Annotated in this window: 13 protein-coding genes; 1 reads left to right on the forward strand and 12 read right to left on the reverse strand. The window is 47.4% G+C overall.

Going from position 1 to position 15,939, the window contains the following annotated elements; all coding sequences use genetic code 11:
• Positions 1-59 precede the first annotated feature (59 nt).
• Positions 60-4,106 carry an FIMAH domain-containing protein gene (locus ASG85_RS24400; protein ID WP_060647984.1) on the reverse strand — a complete coding sequence of 1,349 codons (4,047 nt, stop codon included), beginning with the start codon at positions 4,104-4,106 and terminating at the stop codon, positions 60-62.
• A 931-nt stretch (positions 4,107-5,037) separates the two neighbouring features.
• On the opposite strand from ASG85_RS24400, the gene ASG85_RS24405 reads away from it, so the two are divergent.
• Positions 5,038-6,027 carry a helveticin J family class III bacteriocin gene (locus ASG85_RS24405; RefSeq protein ID WP_060647985.1) on the forward strand — a complete coding sequence of 330 codons (990 nt, stop codon included), beginning with the start codon at positions 5,038-5,040 and terminating at the stop codon, positions 6,025-6,027.
• Positions 6,028-6,360: 333 nt separating this feature from the next.
• Here the strand turns inward: ASG85_RS24405 and ASG85_RS24410 are convergent, their stop codons facing one another.
• From ASG85_RS24410 to ASG85_RS24460, 11 genes are all read right to left on the reverse strand, one after another.
• Positions 6,361-6,744, reverse strand: coding sequence for a DMT family transporter (locus ASG85_RS24410; protein WP_321166606.1), 384 nt, complete (start codon positions 6,742-6,744; stop codon positions 6,361-6,363).
• Positions 6,745-6,777: 33 nt separating this feature from the next.
• Positions 6,778-7,143, reverse strand: a complete 366-nt coding sequence (locus ASG85_RS24415; RefSeq protein WP_060647986.1) for an AraC family transcriptional regulator — start codon at positions 7,141-7,143, stop codon at positions 6,778-6,780.
• Positions 7,140-7,622, reverse strand: a complete 483-nt coding sequence (locus ASG85_RS24420) for an AraC family ligand binding domain-containing protein (RefSeq protein WP_060647987.1) — start codon at positions 7,620-7,622, stop codon at positions 7,140-7,142. The genes ASG85_RS24415 and ASG85_RS24420 overlap by 4 nt, the downstream gene beginning before the upstream one ends.
• Positions 7,623-7,643: 21 nt before the next feature.
• Positions 7,644-8,336: a phytanoyl-CoA dioxygenase family protein gene (locus tag ASG85_RS24425; RefSeq protein ID WP_057304872.1), complete on the reverse strand. Its 693-nt coding sequence runs from the start codon at positions 8,334-8,336 to the stop codon at positions 7,644-7,646.
• A 707-nt stretch (positions 8,337-9,043) separates the two neighbouring features.
• The gene (locus ASG85_RS24430; RefSeq protein WP_060647988.1) at positions 9,044-9,766 is read right to left on the reverse strand and encodes a glycerophosphodiester phosphodiesterase; all 723 of its coding nucleotides are present in this window, start codon (positions 9,764-9,766) and stop codon (positions 9,044-9,046) included.
• A 95-nt stretch (positions 9,767-9,861) separates the two neighbouring features.
• Positions 9,862-11,016 (reverse strand): hypothetical protein, encoded by a 1,155-nt coding sequence (locus ASG85_RS24435; protein WP_060647989.1) that lies wholly within the window; start codon positions 11,014-11,016, stop codon positions 9,862-9,864.
• Positions 11,013-11,768 (reverse strand): glycerophosphodiester phosphodiesterase, encoded by a 756-nt coding sequence (locus tag ASG85_RS24440; RefSeq protein WP_060647990.1) that lies wholly within the window; start codon positions 11,766-11,768, stop codon positions 11,013-11,015. Before ASG85_RS24440 ends, ASG85_RS24435 begins: the two co-directional genes overlap by 4 nt.
• 19 nt (positions 11,769-11,787) lie before the next feature.
• Positions 11,788-12,618, reverse strand: a complete 831-nt coding sequence (locus tag ASG85_RS24445; RefSeq protein ID WP_057304868.1) for a carbohydrate ABC transporter permease — start codon at positions 12,616-12,618, stop codon at positions 11,788-11,790.
• A 13-nt stretch (positions 12,619-12,631) separates the two neighbouring features.
• On the reverse strand, positions 12,632-13,564 hold the full coding sequence (locus ASG85_RS24450; RefSeq protein WP_057304867.1) for a carbohydrate ABC transporter permease: 933 nt from the start codon (positions 13,562-13,564) through the stop codon (positions 12,632-12,634).
• Positions 13,565-13,582: 18 nt separating this feature from the next.
• On the reverse strand, positions 13,583-14,896 hold the full coding sequence (locus tag ASG85_RS24455) for an ABC transporter substrate-binding protein (protein WP_060647991.1): 1,314 nt from the start codon (positions 14,894-14,896) through the stop codon (positions 13,583-13,585).
• 267 nt (positions 14,897-15,163) lie between these two features.
• Positions 15,164-15,922, reverse strand: a complete 759-nt coding sequence (locus ASG85_RS24460) for an MgtC/SapB family protein (protein ID WP_060647992.1) — start codon at positions 15,920-15,922, stop codon at positions 15,164-15,166.
• Positions 15,923-15,939 lie beyond the last annotated feature (17 nt).

The raw sequence follows: 15,939 nt of genomic DNA on the forward strand, positions 1-15,939 counted from the left end.
AAAGCCCCTGGAAGCAATTCTTCCAGGGGCTTCTTTGTTGCTTGCGCCTTGCAGGCAGGTCATCTGACCCAGACGCGAAGCAGAGCCTCAGCTTTATCATTCAGCCACTGCCGGGCGTCCGCTGCCGCCAATTCTTGATGTGCTTTATTAGAAAGGTGCTTCATAAAGTCCTCGATCTTCTTGGCTGCCTGATCCCGCTGTCCCATCTGCATATCTTTGTCCGCCTGGCTTAGCGCATTTTCCAGCTGTATGGCCAGCGGATGGGTAACCTTACCGGAGGCAATAAAGCGCTGCAAGCCGTTCTGTAGAGCAGGCAAGTCGATCGTTGTCTTAAAACTTACCGGATCGCTGAGCATAGATTCCGCTCCCGAAGAGTGTACGGTCTTTACCTGGAACGTATACGCCGTGTCCGGCTCTAGTCCCGTCAAATTGTACACCGTACCGGTTACCGTAGATACAGCCCCACGACTGTCGTACACCTGGTAGGTCACGCTGCTTCCGTCGGATGCTGTTACCGGGGACCAGCTCAACTGCGCCGAACCCGCAGTCACGTTTGCCGCCATTACACCTTGCGGGGCTTCTACGGTAAGCCGGGTGCGGAAAGACCAAATATCCGAGTAAGTCCTTCCGCCGAAGCTGTCCTCCGCCAGTGCGTACCATTCGTAATTCGTGCTGCCTTTCAGGCCGTTCCAGTTGACCATGGCTGTGGAACCGCTGGCCGCTTGCGCCGATCCGATCGCGTCGTTAGCGTACACTTTTACCGTCATCGCGTCGGTTGCCACTCTTTTTAGCATTGGCTTCAGGTCCAGCAAAAGCTTAAATTCGTCCTTGGTCGGATCGTAATAATTGTAATCGTCCAAATACGGCGAATACGTATTAACATAGACGGTATCCGTCTTCGTATCAAAATGGAGAAGCTTCAAATATCCATTTCCACCATTCGGAATGCCCTGGTAATCGTTAAGAATCTGGTATACTTTGCGATCCGGCTGTCCGTCCTTGTTATCGTCAAGCTGGTCGGTACGCAGCGCACTTCCGGTGAAATGACCGCTCATGACCATCCATACGTTAGGATTCGGCACTACCACCTTTTGGTACATCTGATTGCCGGTTGCAGATCTCGCTGCGTTATTTTGCAAATATTCATGAACCACAATGACCGCTTTACGGTCCGGATACTGCTTCAGAACGTTGTTCATCCATCCCATGTCCTCATCATTAAAGCCCCAGCCCATATAGACGAAAATAAAATCGTTGCCGCTCGCCGAGATCAGATCATAGTGACCTTTGTTATCTTTGTACGACTCTCCGTAGTAAGGCTTATCCTTAAAGCGATTCTCTCCGAAATACTTTGAGAATTCCGAGTAATCCGGCACTGACGTCGCTCCTCCGTCGAATACGTCATGGTTGCCCGCAGCTACGCCCCAAGGAATTTGTGCATCTTCCACCACCTTCATGAACTTATCCACACGTTCCCACTGTCCTTTGATGCCTGCGGAGTTTACAATGTCCCCCACTTGCATCACATATTGAATATTCATCAATTCTTTGGCATCGCGCAGGAAATTGACTTGGGACTCAAAATACTCCGGCTGAACTTCCGCGTATATCTGTGTGTCCGGTATAGAGGCAATGGTAAAATCGTACTGCTCACGGCGTGGAATCTCGTCCTGAATCAGGACTTGGACTTTACCGCTTCTTGCATAATTACCACCGTCCACCTCTGCAGAAAGGGTAAAATCTTCCTCCGAATCCGCCACCGTGGACGCAAGGGAGTCCCATTTCACGGTAATATGATTCCACGCATACAAACTTATTTTACGGCCCTTGAGCGAATGCCCTTCCCAGCTAAGCTCGAGACGGTCGCCAGCGCCTGTTTCCGCCCCCACCTCTACTTCAAAGCGCTGATAAGGAAACTGTTCAGTCGAGTCCGAAGTGACGTAACTGTCATCGGAGGCTCCGGCCGCTGTTTGTTCTTCGGCAGTCAGCTGCGTTTCTCCTGGACTCGTCAAGGTCAGAGGGGGCTCCACATCAGTCGCATGCTTATAAGCAATCACTCCCGCATCCGCAGCGGTGATCTTTTGCCCTTTAAAGAACTTCACGTTCAGCGGGTCGCCGGTCGGATCAGAAACCGATACCTGCAGGCTCACGTTCGTGTCCGTATCCTGTGAACCGTCCGCCGGCGCCGCTAGGAGCGGCTTACCCGGAAGCTCTGCAGGTGTTGCGAACTTGATCGTTTTCTCCGTCGATTTGCCCCCGGCGTCTACAGCCTTAAGCACAAGATTATGTTCCCCCGGAGTGAGAGCCGCAGAGGAGGTGGGATACGGAACCTCAATGAGCTTGCCATCCAGTTTCACCTCAAAGGATTTGACGGAGGAAGCCGCATCCGATGCAGAAGCTTGTATATCAAAAGCTCCTTTGTAAGTACTGCCTTCCGTAATATTCGCAGTTACTACCGGCCCCTGATTGTCTACCATCACGCTCGCTGTGTCCTTGCTGCCGTCAGGTAGCGACACTTCGACCCGATGAGGTCCATCAACGGCTGATGCGGTATTCCATCGGTAAGAGATCCCGTCCCAATAGCGCTCCGGAATCGTGAAATTGAAGTACACTACCGGAAGGAAGCGTCCGTTATCTCCCATGTCGAGTATGGTTGCCGGATTCGCATATTTCGGGTCGCGGATGACCGTACCGTCCGCCAAAACAAGCCGGACATTGCGGATATTGAAATCATCCAGGCCGGGCTCCGGCTGGTTCTCATAATAAGGCCTGGTTACTGAACCCGCACGCAGGGCAATCGGATTCGCTTGACCGTACTTGAACAAATCGGGGCGTACCGGTACTACCATAGTTTTGTAGTCCTGAGTGCTGAACGGAATCAAGTGGAGCGTCTCAGTGCCCATGGTGGTCACGTTCTGCCCTTTGTCTATGTCGTCCGCTTCAAATACGAAATAAGCCGTTTTCTCGAGAGCATGTTCCGTTGGACTAACCGGCTGGCCGTCGATCAACAGCGACATGGACCCTTCGGTGGCAGACGAACCGATCAGAACCCGCTCACCTGACAGAATATCGCCTTCACGAACGTTCAGCGCAGGGCTTATCTCATTCCCCGCCAGGCTGAGCGTTCTCGGAGCCGTAGACGTTTCGTTGAAGGTATCGGACGCTTGGAAATAGTAGTCGAGCGTCGGGCTCCCGAACCATTCCATCATCTCCAATGAATAGCGGAAGCGTCCGTCGGCGCCGCGCGGCAAGGTTACCATTTTATAATTCGTCGTCTTGTTGGATTTATAATATAGATTAACGGACGCAAGCAGACGATCATCTGCCGCTTCGGCCATCAGCTCAATCGGCTTGATCAGGTCGATGCCGGAGAGATCCGTAAGATCTTTTACCGACGGCGGAACAGGGTCGTTCACAGTACGAACAGGCTCCGCGGGTACGTTAGCCGGGTTGAAGGTTCCCGGGGAGGCCGGCACCGTCTTGGAGCTGAGTTTCTTCATATCGAGACTGCCGTCGTCCGGAACACCGTACTCGACACTCAGATCCGCCGCCGTATCGATCACGCCCGGATTATAACTTGCGCGTACAATGTCTGTTCCCGTATTAGTCGCCACCACGATGGTTCTTTCCCTCAGGTTGTTAAGACCCCCGGGAATCCGGACTATGTCTTTATTTTCAACGAGCGAGGTTTGAAAATGCTGATTAAAGTCAGCCACCTTCTTGGGCTCCCCTGATGGCGTAACCGCCCAGAAAACCATGGTCTGCTTAGGCTGGATGATTATCTGTTCATCGGTGTAAGGCCGCCAGAACAAATCATTGCCGGGATCTCCCGGGTACCTGTATAAAATAGAGTAGTCCTTGAAGTCAATCGACTGGTCACTGTTGTTATAAACCTCTAGGTACTCGAAGGGATCCTCTCCCAGCGCATCGTCCCCACCCGAGTCGGGGACAATTTCAGTAATAAGCATGCGGGGAATGGCGGCTGCCGCTTCGGTAGCGGCTGCGCTTTCTGCAGCTGCAGCGCTGCTAAGCGGCAGCAGAGAGCCGGCGACAAGCTGTGTGACCAGCAGGCAGGTGAAGCAGCGGGTTAACAGTTTCTTTTTCACTTGTTAGTCATCTCCTTGGTTTCAATTTACACAATGATTTCGAAGTACAGGAAATAGCTCCATTCGAGTTGTCAATTAATAAATCTATTAGATTTATTAATTGCTGGTAAATATCATTCGCCATCAAGGTCACGTTTCCTCTTTGTTTTTGTAAAGGTTTTTTTGAGATATGGAGATGGGAGATGGATTATAAATGAGGGGTGTTGCAGAACCGTTGCATACTTTGATAGTGGAGAATCCAGTGTAAGCTGCGTTAATTAATCAGAAAAGGGAGCCCACAGAACCGTATGGCTCCGATTGTGTTGTTTCAAAATTAGTTGGAGGGTTCTTATACATATTCAATTGGGCGATTGTTATAGTTCATTCTCGAGATGAACAATTTCTCTGATCGACCATTTGCCAGGGGCTCTACTCATATCTTTATCAAAATCACTTAGTCCTGTAATTGCCTGCATAAGTTCGCTTCGGTACTCTTTTGTATGTATTGTTCCCAACCACTACCATGGCCTGTAACTCCGTAGTATTATGAGGAGCAGGCTTAGAGCCCCAATAATTAACCAATAAATCATATCATGCGTCAAAACGTCCACTCCCGGTTTTATTTGCTCTATTGCTTCAACCTAATCAGCTTGGCAAAGCCGACTACCAAATATCGCTTGACTTTCTGGAAGCAAACTGTTAGCATGAACATGTAATCGAATTGAAAGCGCTTACTTTCCGCTATTTTTATGAATATATGTGACGGTTGGAGTCCATGAGAAAACCCGAACAATTTGATTCGCTCGCCTGCGAGCCTGTCTTATTGTTGGGGTTTTTATTTTGTTGACTGGGCTCATCCGACAATAAGGAGGTGCAGCTTGAGGCTTACGGCCAAGTAGCATGGAGCATTGGAGCAAGATGTAAAGGATTGCACAACAAAGGAGGTATCAGTATGTTTCAAGTTCAAGCATTGAGCCTTATTAAAAGGCAATTAAAACTACTCACATCTGTTGTTCTCGCAATTCTTATTTTGGGAATGTCTGTTTTGCCCGTATTTGCGGCAACTCCTGCTAAAACTGTAAACGCTTCAGCAACACTCGCATACAATCTCAAAGGACTTAATCACAACCTGGCTGTTCAGAAGGCTTACATCGCTTCAACGTATCTTTACGTAACTCAGCGGTCTGGGGGAACATGCTATCTTTCAAGATTACTCATAAACGGAAGTGACGCAACATACGTTGATGAAATGACCGTCACCAATGCCGGTCATTGCCAAACACTTGATATGTACACATACAATGATATAAATTACTTTTATTTCAGTTCGAAAGCGGATCCTTCAACATCGTATTACTGGTCGCTCCAGGTAGCAAGACTTCAATACTCGGCCGGCGCGACATATGATTATACGGATCTTCATCGGTTCACCTACATGAATTACGCCAATGAGACTGGTACAAGTTTAGGTACGACATACCGCGTTGATAGCGGCGGCAACAGTACCAATACTATTTTCCGCATACAAACTGCAGAAGGAACTGTAACTTGGTCCATTTATGACACGGTAGCATTGAACCAGCTTCTTGACAGCAATGAACAGGTTCGAATGGACAGTGCTGCGGCGGTAAGCGCCTGCGTTACAAGCTTTACGCAGTCGGGAAGTGCTATAGTCAGACCTAACGGATCTTTCCAGGGTGTTGATATGCTCGATAATACGGAAATATATACGTCAGGCGGCGCGGAAGGTCAAACTCCGCAGATTGCTATGATGAACAACACAGGAGCATACAAAACCCTTGTGAATATTACAAATGTGGGAACCCATGAAATTGAGGGAGTACAGACAAAAAACGGCAACGTTTATTTTAATATAGTTACAGACCCAGTAAATAAACAAAATACGCAGAAAATTTATTACGTTCCTGATAGCATATTTTAAATAACCGCCAAACTGGAATTGGTCACCATAAGTGTTCGCATTAAAGAATCTAACACATGATCTAAGCATTTCGCCACAATTAATGGGTATTGTAATTTCTTCTTCATATTAGTGAAAACTGCCCGTTTAGCTTAACGTTGCTGTCAGTCTACAACTTTATTTTCGCAGTTTATCAAGACTTAAATTTAAAAAACTATTATTAAATAAAAGGTTTCACATACTAGTCATATCTAATATGTGAAACCCCTTTTTTGTTAAACCATAAGTTCGCCGTTAGTTTAACAGACTAGCCGATTCTGTCAGTTACCTTGTTTCTATGTCGAGTTACACTTCTCATTTTGAAGGGTTGTTATTTCCCCTTTTCATCTCTCCGCCTGCTTCACCTATCCATATGGAGCCCAATAGCATGACAGCGCAGATAAGCTGCTGCAAACTCATCCTCTCTCCAACAACCAGAACTGAAATTAATAGTGAAGTTAGGGGGTCGATATAACTCAATACAGCGATGCTTTGGCCTTTAAGTCCTTTCATTCCTGCAAAGAAAAGATAAAATCCAATCCCGCCATGAATGATACCCAACATAAGCATCAATATAATCGGTGCGCTGGTGAATGAAAAGAAATTGTAGCCATCGGTGAATAGCACAAATGGGGACAGCATCATAACCGATAAGCCAAGCTGCAGAAGCGTATTTGCCAGCCCGTCCAGGCCCGCGATGTACCTTTAGAACCTGTGAGGGCAAGCAAAATTTTACAGCTTCTTCGATTGTTTTGCATAGGACGAAGGAGTCATTCCAGTAATCCTCTTGAAAATCCGACTGAAGTAAAATTCGTCCTCGTAGCCGACGAGCTTGGATATATCGGTTAATGTCAGCCCAGAGCGTTCCAGTAGTTCCTTCGCTTTAGTAACCCGCAGACGAATGATGTAGTCTTTTGGCGCGAATCCGGTGAGCCGCTTGAACTGCCGGGAGTAATAGCCCGCGCTGAGCCCGGCCTTCTTGGCCAACTGCTCAACGGTTAAAGGAGACTGGAAATGGTCCGCGATATACCGATACGTGAACTGAATCGCCGAATCCGCGTCACTACTGTACTGTTGATCGTACATATTGTCGATCAAAGAAAGCCATAGCTCCCGAAACGCCAAATTGCAGCGATATTGCGAAATGGGATGTAGGCTTTCCATAGTTGAAACACCTTATCAAAGCATCTACGGACTTCGGCCGGCCGAACTGTCGTAAGCATGCCGCGCAAAGGGGCAAGCCAGCTGTCAGAAGACCGTGAAATCCACTCCTGCTTCTCTTTACAACAAATTCGGTAGTCGAACCGGATATGGTAAATTTCAACGTCTTCTGCCTCCGAGACCGACCATTCGAACGTCGTCTCGGGAACAAACATCATGACGGATCCCGCTTCTAGAGTATATTTGACGTTGTTCATCACGTAGAAACCCGTGCCTCTTACGATATAGTGAATGGAATGAATGTTGTGAATGTACGGTGCTTGATACGTACCGGCCTGGAGTATCGTATTTCCAGCAAAAGCGATCGAGAACACGGATTTATCGAGATGATCCGCCAGTTGGGTCGCGTTTATCAATGCTTACTCTCTCCTTGCAGCTCAGATCGCAGGACGCAGAACGATGTGCTGCTTCCCCCGCCCGATCGGTACCGTCGCCTCCTGGTACGAAACGATGAACGCCCTTCTAACTTGATCCGTTTCGTTGCCTTTCGAGGAATGCCAAGTCAACGCGTTAAAAAGCAGCATGGAGCCCGCCTTCATTCGCACCGGTTCGGCTTTTGTCAAATCGACCTGCTCCTCGTCCAGCGCCTTCCGGCAAGTGCCGTTATTTTTGACGGTATAAGGCTGCTGCCCTTGCTTATGACTTCTGGGAACGATCCATAAGCATCCGTTCAGCTCGTCCGTATCCTGCAGCGGTACCCAGATCGACATCCGAGTATCGCTGTTCACCACTTCGTTATAGTATGCGTCGTCCTGATGCCAGTGACAGACAGAAGCGCTGTGTGGCAGCTTGGTCAACAGCTTTGAGGAAAAGATGGAAATGCCCGGCTTAACGATGTCCTCGATCAAGTTCAGGATCCGCTCGTCGTGAGCGAATTGTTTCGTCTTGTCGGTCAGCATCGCTAGCTGGTACGTAAATCCTTCGTGTTCCCCCGAGGTTTGGACTGGCTCTTCGCATCCATCAAGCTCTTCGTTAATCTCACTTAGTTCCTCCGTCGAAAATAGATCCGAAACGACCACATAGCCAAGTTCATCATAATTCTTTTTCTCTTCTATCGTCAATTTTCTCACCTGATTCACTCCTTTATTAATCGCTTGATTGTATTGTAGCACTTGGCTTTACGATTCTGCCATGGAGAAATACGATAAGCAATCTGGACAAATCGGATGTCTCCAGAAAACGCATTAAAGCTGAAAATGGTCTGAAAAATGCCCTGGATTGGCGTTCCTTATACCGTTAGTTGCTATTTTGACGGGAACGCTTTTCTTTAACGAACCGTTTTCAGGGTCGCTTTTGGCAGGTCTCGTGTTGATTCTGTTGAGTATTATTTTTGTAAAACGAAAGTCTTCCTACGGCGTAACAAGCGTCATTGAATGACCGCATATGTGAAGTCATGATTTCCTTCTTCAGACGAACTAGGCAGCCATCAGCTTGTACATTTGCAGCAACCCTTTTGTGAATCTTCTCTCATTCGCATCAGGATTAAAGCGCGTGGGGTGTTATTCGTAATGCCTTTCACATATTGATGGAAAGTACACCCACAACCATTGATGGATAAAGTTAAAAAGACGTTAGAAAGAATTGATGGTGTCATCAATGTTCACAACAGGATATTTTACAAAAGGAAATCCATGAAAAAGAAAATAAATTCAAAATCCAGCACACTACTTTTCAAATAGAGACATCGAATGTACATCATGCTGAACTCAAAGTTTAGAACCGTATAACAAAAAGACGAACTGCTATCCTCAGATAACGGCTCGTCTTTATGTCATTTTCACTGATTTACAATCGATCCGAACGGTTCCATGCACTGCTTCCACCGGTCCAGTTCATTCGTGCAAACCCAAATGTGCGGGTATCGGGAACGTATATCACGCATATCTTGCTCATCGTCTATTGTCCACGCTATCAATTGAATGCCCTGCTCATCGCAGCGTTGAACAAATTCGTCAGTCAAATAAATATATTTGACAGAAACGTAACGGGCGTCAATTTGCTTGGCAAGCGGAAAGACAGAAGGCGTTGCTCCGTAAAGGACTAGCCCAAGCTCGATCTCGCGAGACAATTCGCGCATCCGGACGATCGAATAATGATCGAATGATGACACGAATACTTGATCAAGGACACCACAAGAACGCACCACATCAAGTACTTTCTGTTCCAGTCCAGGGTACAGATTGCCGCTCTGCTTCAGTTCAATGTCCACCTTGGCCTTTCCCTTGGCCAACTGCAGCACTTCCTCGAGCGTCGGGATCAGTTGACTGCTTCCGGCGTCCAATTTCCGCAGCTCGTCGAACATGAAATCCACCACTCTGCCCTTGCCATTTGTCGTCCTGTTGACCGTCGTATCATGAATAACGACAGGTATGCCGTCTTTGGTTAACTGTACATCCAACTCCAAATGACTATACGATAAGTCTAAAGCTGCTTGAAAAGATGCAAGCGTATTCTCAGGAACCTTCCTCGGGTATCCTCTATGGGCCAGGCCTAGAATCATTGCAGCTCCTCCTCCTCAGTTTGATAATGAAGTTGAATTAAATCATCGAACTTCCAATATCATACATGAATTGTTCGCAGCTTGCCAACCAGTTCTTACTCATGAAGCGGCAGGACTTGAATCCTGTCCAGCGCGTAGCTGGAAGAAGTTTTGTACTTGGTTGCCCCCGACTCAAATAGGATATACAGCTGTCCATTCGTTTCGAACAACCCTTCGGACATGGGGGGTGCTTCCATTTTACTTTTCAAGCTCTTGCTGTCCAAGAACCAGACGGGAACATCTTTGCCCCTAACTGACACTGTAGTATGCGGTTTGTCTACTGTCATACTATTGACGAAACGGTGCAGTGTACTTGCATTATTGCGACCGGATGATTGACTGAGCCATATGCCGTCCTTTGTAACGAACATGCCTTGAATGCTTCCCGGCAGCGACATAATATAGTCCGGAACAGCAGGTGTCGGCCCCTGCTCTTTTGCCACAGGCAGGTCTGTCTCCGCATCCAGCTTATAGCCGACCGCCCATGCTCTGTGTTCTTTATCATCGCGATTCGTCATGTAGTGTGACTTATCCGTCGGGTAGTCAGTGCCTTGAGCAAACTCGCCGATCCATAAGACGCCGTCCGCGTAAGTCGTAAATGAGGCACGCGTATCGTTTTTCACTGAACCTTTGAAAGTAAGCTTACTATTATCCGCTTTTTGGATATCTTCCGTATTGAAAAAGTTCACATCTTGTTCCGAAGAAATCCAGATATGCTTCCGACTTGCCGTGATCCCCCCAGCATGCCCTTTGTAAGGAGTGCCATCGCTTTTATAGAGCTCAAGCGCCTTAACCATTTTCCCGGTACCGGCGTCTATTACCGTTAGCAAGCTCGGCTTGCCATCTTCTCTGTAGTACGACACCAGAATCCATTTAAGGTCTTCCAAGTAGGCTATGCCTTGCGGGATCGCATTTTGTTTTAATGCAGGAACAATGGGACCTTGGTTTGCTTTTTGCAAAAAGGTTTTGATCTCCGGCATGTCGACTCGGATTTTAATACCCGCTTCTTCTTGTGTAAAAACTGCGGGTGTCGCTGCAGCCTGGTTGCTGCCAGACTTATTCGACGCCCCACTGACAGCTCCGGCTTCAGCGGTCGGTTTCGTTGACACTGAAGACGGCGTGGTCGAAACCGATGAAGCCCCCTGTTGGCAGCCGGTTACCATTAGCGCCGATAATCCTGCAAGGAGAACAATCCATGCCGTTCGTTTCATCGTCCTGCCCCCGCACTAGCCGTATACGATAACAAAGTCCTCAGCTTGCCTGGATAGTCTGTAATAATTCCCGAGACGCCATAATCAATCAACTTCGCCATATTTTCTTCGTCGTTGACCGTGTAAACAAATACGCGAAGACCATGTGCAACCGCTTCACGCACATCTTCAGCAACGATTCGAGTATGCTTGGGATGCAGCGAGTATACCGGCGTCCCTAAGCCAGCCGCTAATTGGTTATGCTGCCCTGGGGTAAAATCATACAAAAGACCGATCTTGATTTCCGGCTCAAGAAGCTTCAGAAACAGTAAACATTTATGGTCGAATGAAGAAACAACGACATTTTGAATGCGGTTCTTGCGTCTCATGAGCTCCACCAAAGCAGGCTCTAATTTACGCCCATAGGAAGATTTAATTTCCACATTAATCATGACATTCGTCGGTACGAGATCGAATACTTCTTCCAGCAGCGGCACACGCTCACCCGCATACTTCTCATGAAACCATCGACCTGCATCAGCTTGTTTAAGCTCCGCGAGCGTCAATTCATTCACTTTACCGCTTATGTCTGTCGTCCGGTTCATTGTGTCGTCATGAATAACGACAATTTCTCCATCCTTGGATAAATGAATGTCTAATTCAATCGCGTCGCAACCTTGCTCAAGTCCGAGAAGGAAAGCCACCAGCGTATTTTCCGGCGCTTCCCCTTTCGCTCCGCGATGCGCGATGACTAACAATGGTTGTTTTGTCATGATGCATGAAGCTCCTCTCTTACTTAAATGTTGAGTTCGCCATGGCGGCAACAATATATTTCTGTGCGAACACAAACATGATAACGATAGGTAAAATAACCAAGATACTCGCAGACATCAACAGGTGAAAGTTAAGCGCCTCGTCGCCAGCAATTGAATCCCGCATCATGGAAATACCGACCGTCAGCACGCGCATTTTATTCGAGTTGGTCATAACGAGCGGCCAGAAGTAGGCATTCCAGCTATGTATAAAGCTGATGACGGTCAAGGTAGCTACCGTCGGCATCGCCATCGGGGTCAGAATGCGATAAAGCACCTGCAAACGACTCGCTCCATCCACTTTAGCGGCCTCAATCACATCGTTATTAATCGATCGGAACATTTGGCGCAACAGAAAAATGCCGTATGCTGAAGCCGCGTGTGGAATGATCAATGCGTAGTACGTATTAATCCAACCTATTTTCGACAGCATCACGTAAATAGGTACGAACACGACCTGCTCTGGAACAATCAGCGCGGCCAGTACAAGAGCGAACAGGGCATCTCTACCTGGGAACGTACCTTTAGAGAAAGCGTACGCAGCCATGATGCCGATGTTAATTTGCAGAAATACGATACCGACAGTCTGGATGACCGTATTTACGGTAAAACGATAGAAAGGAATCGCCTTGAAAGCGCTTGCGAAGTTTTCCCACATCAGCTTTTCCGGCCAAAAGCTCGGTACAGCCATGCGCAGCTCACTCGATGTTTTCAAAGCAGTAATCAGCATCCAATAAATAGGAAAAAACATAAATAACGTAATAACGATTGCGACAATGACCCGGGTACTGGTAAACAGCGGATTTTTCATATGTCACTGGCACCTACCCTTCGTAGTGGACTTTCTTCTTGGACACATACATTTGCACCATGGTCAGCAAGACGATTATGAGGAAGAACATGATAACAAGAGCAGACGCTCGGCCTGTTCGAAACTCGGAAAACGCCATTTCATAAATCCAGTAGACCATAGCTTTCGTTGAATCGAGTGGGCCTCCGTTCGTGAGGACATCGACTGATTGGAACACTTGCATCGAAGAAATAAAGTGTGTAACGACAAGGAATAATGTTGTCGGAGACAGCAGCGGCAATGTAATTTTCCAAAACTGCGTCCATTTCGTCGCCCCGTCGATGCCGGAAGCCTCATAATATTCGACCGGAATACTTCTAAGCCCGGCGATGAAGATTATCATTGTAAAACCGACGCCTTTCCAAACCCCAATAAGGACAAGCACCCAAAGTGCGGTCTTCGTATTGGTCAGCCATTGTATCGGGTCCAATCCCACCCAGTTCAGCAATTCGTTCATCAATCCATATCGACCGTTGAAAATCCATAGGAAGATCATAGACACGATAACCATCGAGATGTAATGCGGCATGAAGATGATCGCCCGCATAAAGCCAAAAAACTTCGAAACCGAGTTAAACAAAAGTGCCAGTAACAGCCCGAGTCCGAGCGTAAGCAGAACGTCTAATATGGTGTACGTAAATGTAATTTTGAGCACTTTATAAAACGTGTCGCTAGTCAGCAAATAGACGTAGTTGTCGAAGCCGATGAATTTCTTCACCGGCTTCGTCATATTCCAGTTTGTAAAGCTGAGGTATAACGAATTTAGGAGCGGATAATAGATAAACAGAGTCAATATGACCAATGCGGGCACTGCAAACGAAAAGTCTTTCAAGTATTCTAACCAACGGGTATTAGACCGTTTGGTCGCTTGCTGTATACGGACAGGCTGGCTTTCCGTCGCTTTCATGGCGACTCCCCTTTCTTTCTAGCTTTCTTTCAAAATCGCATCGATTTCTTTCACAGCGTCCTTCATAAGAGGCACTGGATCTCCATTTTCAAGAAGCATTTTACCAACCACTTCCATGTACTTCTTGCTGAATTCCGGATAAGTCGGGTGCTGCGGACGGCCTACGACATTGTCGAAATTATCAAACACCGCTTTGTACTGCGGCAGCTTCTCAAAGTACTTCTTGCCTTCCTCTGTCGTGAGAACGGACTTGTGAGTTGGCAAGTAACCTGTGCCTTCCGCCCACTTGATATTGTTCTCAGCTGCGGTCATGAACTTCACGAACTTCCAACCAGCTTCCTTCTGTTTAGCAGGAGCTCCGTCCATCATAACAATGCCTGCTCCACCGATATGCGATTTGCGTTCTTTGTCGCCAGGCAGGAATGAAACGCCTACTTCAAATTTCGCATTTTGCAGGTAAGTTTTCAAGACAGCCGAAGTATGCTGAACCATCGCTACTTTTTCCTCTAAGAACATTTGGCGCATGGTGTCTGAAGCACCTTTGCCGTAACCCATATGCATAGAACCTTCCTTAGTCCATTTTTCGAAGTTTTGAATCCACTTCAGACTATCAGGCTGGTCAAGCAGCGTTTTCTTATGATCTGGACTCAGAATCGCGCCACCGCCGTTAGATACCCACGGATCCATGTACCATGTATCCCAACCTGGTACGGAGAAAGCGTAACGGCTCGTTTTCCCATTTTCCTTAACCGTAACCTTTTTATTAAAATCTTCGATTTCAGCCCATGTTTGCGGCGGTTTAACATTCAGCTTATCGAGCATCGTTTTGTTGTAAATCATAACGCTTGTGCTGACGATTAACGGGAAGCCGTATTGCTTATTGTTATAAGAATACGCTTGCAACATCCCTTTGGAAAAATCGTTCATATCTACTTTATCGCGGGATATGTAACCGCTTAAATCTGCAAACACACCACTGTCAGCAAAGTTAGGTAACACTGAAACTTCCACATTGGTGACGGCAGGAACTTCTTTAGCCGCAACAGCCGCCTGCAGCTTCTTATGCAAATCGACGTATGCACCTTGGAACACCGGTTCGACCGTGATGTTCGGATACTTTTTCTGGAACTCGCTAATCATGTAATTGACTGCGGGCATTTGCACTTCAGCATGAGAATGCCAATATTGAATCGTAATCTGCGAGTTGTCTTCCACCACCGGTGCAATTGACGCTTCCGCCGGTGTTTCCTCCCCACCGTTCGAGCAGCCAACCGCTGTTGTTAGCATAAGAGAAGATGCCGCAAGCAAGGGAAACCATTTTGTTAATTTCATTGTAAAATCCCCTTTCCATTTTTGGTATTACTTTTGGAGATGAAAAAAGGAGAGCACTGAGACACAAGAAACAAAGGAGCCGCGCAATTACCACACGGTCCGTTCGTCTCTTGGGCTGTCTCAATGATCTCCGACCCAATCGTTATGAACGAATTAAAGCGTTTTCACTGCTACTAGTATTTCACATAATTGCGTAATAGTCAATACAACAGTATATTTTACCATTCATTAACATCATCTACAAGAAGTTGATCGGCATTATGCAATTTATCCTACCGCATGCCTGCTTGACTTCCGGGAACCTGATTCCATGCTAAAGGTTTTCGACTCCGTAGACAAAATATGCACTGATGTAGAGATCGCATCCAACGCCTTTATTAGCGTCTCCCCTTGGCTTGCCTTCAAACTGAAACGCAGCTCCACGACCGCCTCCAATACACCGTCCACTTCGGTCATGCCATCAGGCTTCATCTGGACGTTCACGATATGAATGCCGTTCTCACCGAATTTGGTAGCAATGTTGCCTAATACGCCGGGCTTATCGACGATTTTTATCACTACCTCCATCGTTCGCCGATTGCGCATTAAATACTTTTCCCATTTGTTAAGCACAACCAAACTAAGTAATACCATAACCGTTGCAAGCACCGCGCAATACAAGAAGCCCGCGCCGACGCACAGACCGATCGCCGCCACCACCCATAAGGAAGCGGCAGTCGTCAGACCGGATACAGTCAAGCCGGTCCGCATGATGGTACCGGCTCCCAGAAACCCGATGCCGCTAATGACCTGCGCCGCCAGTCGTGCCGGGTCTACCCGCACTTGCGGCTCGTTAACGAAATCGGAGAAGCCATATATCGACAGCAGCATAATTGCCGTTGATCCGATACAGACAAGAATGTGCGTGCGTAAACCAGCCGCATGGTTGCTCCATTCCCGCTCCAAGCCTACGAGTCCCCCTAACCCTGCAGCCAGCAGAATTCGTATGGTAAGCTCTAGATCTGTAATATGCCATACACTGCTCATCTTTGATCACCCCCTTC

This window comes from Paenibacillus sp. Soil724D2, assembly GCF_001427935.1.
In the GTDB taxonomy this organism is placed as follows: domain Bacteria; phylum Bacillota; class Bacilli; order Paenibacillales; family NBRC-103111; genus Paenibacillus_E.

What these genes read in the sequence shown, in the direction of transcription:
- ASG85_RS24405 (WP_060647985.1), top strand. Translation starts at nt 5,038, where the DNA reads ATGTTTCAAGTTCAAGCATTGAGCCTTATTAAAAGGCAATTAAAACTA.
- ASG85_RS24430 (WP_060647988.1), bottom strand. Translation starts at nt 9,766, where the DNA reads ATGATTCTAGGCCTGGCCCATAGAGGATACCCGAGGAAGGTTCCTGAG.
- ASG85_RS24435 (WP_060647989.1), bottom strand. Translation starts at nt 11,016, where the DNA reads ATGAAACGAACGGCATGGATTGTTCTCCTTGCAGGATTATCGGCGCTA.
- ASG85_RS24440 (WP_060647990.1), bottom strand. Translation starts at nt 11,768, where the DNA reads ATGACAAAACAACCATTGTTAGTCATCGCGCATCGCGGAGCGAAAGGG.
- ASG85_RS24445 (WP_057304868.1), bottom strand. Translation starts at nt 12,618, where the DNA reads ATGAAAAATCCGCTGTTTACCAGTACCCGGGTCATTGTCGCAATCGTT.
- ASG85_RS24450 (WP_057304867.1), bottom strand. Translation starts at nt 13,564, where the DNA reads ATGAAAGCGACGGAAAGCCAGCCTGTCCGTATACAGCAAGCGACCAAA.
- ASG85_RS24455 (WP_060647991.1), bottom strand. Translation starts at nt 14,896, where the DNA reads ATGAAATTAACAAAATGGTTTCCCTTGCTTGCGGCATCTTCTCTTATG.
- ASG85_RS24460 (WP_060647992.1), bottom strand. Translation starts at nt 15,922, where the DNA reads ATGAGCAGTGTATGGCATATTACAGATCTAGAGCTTACCATACGAATT.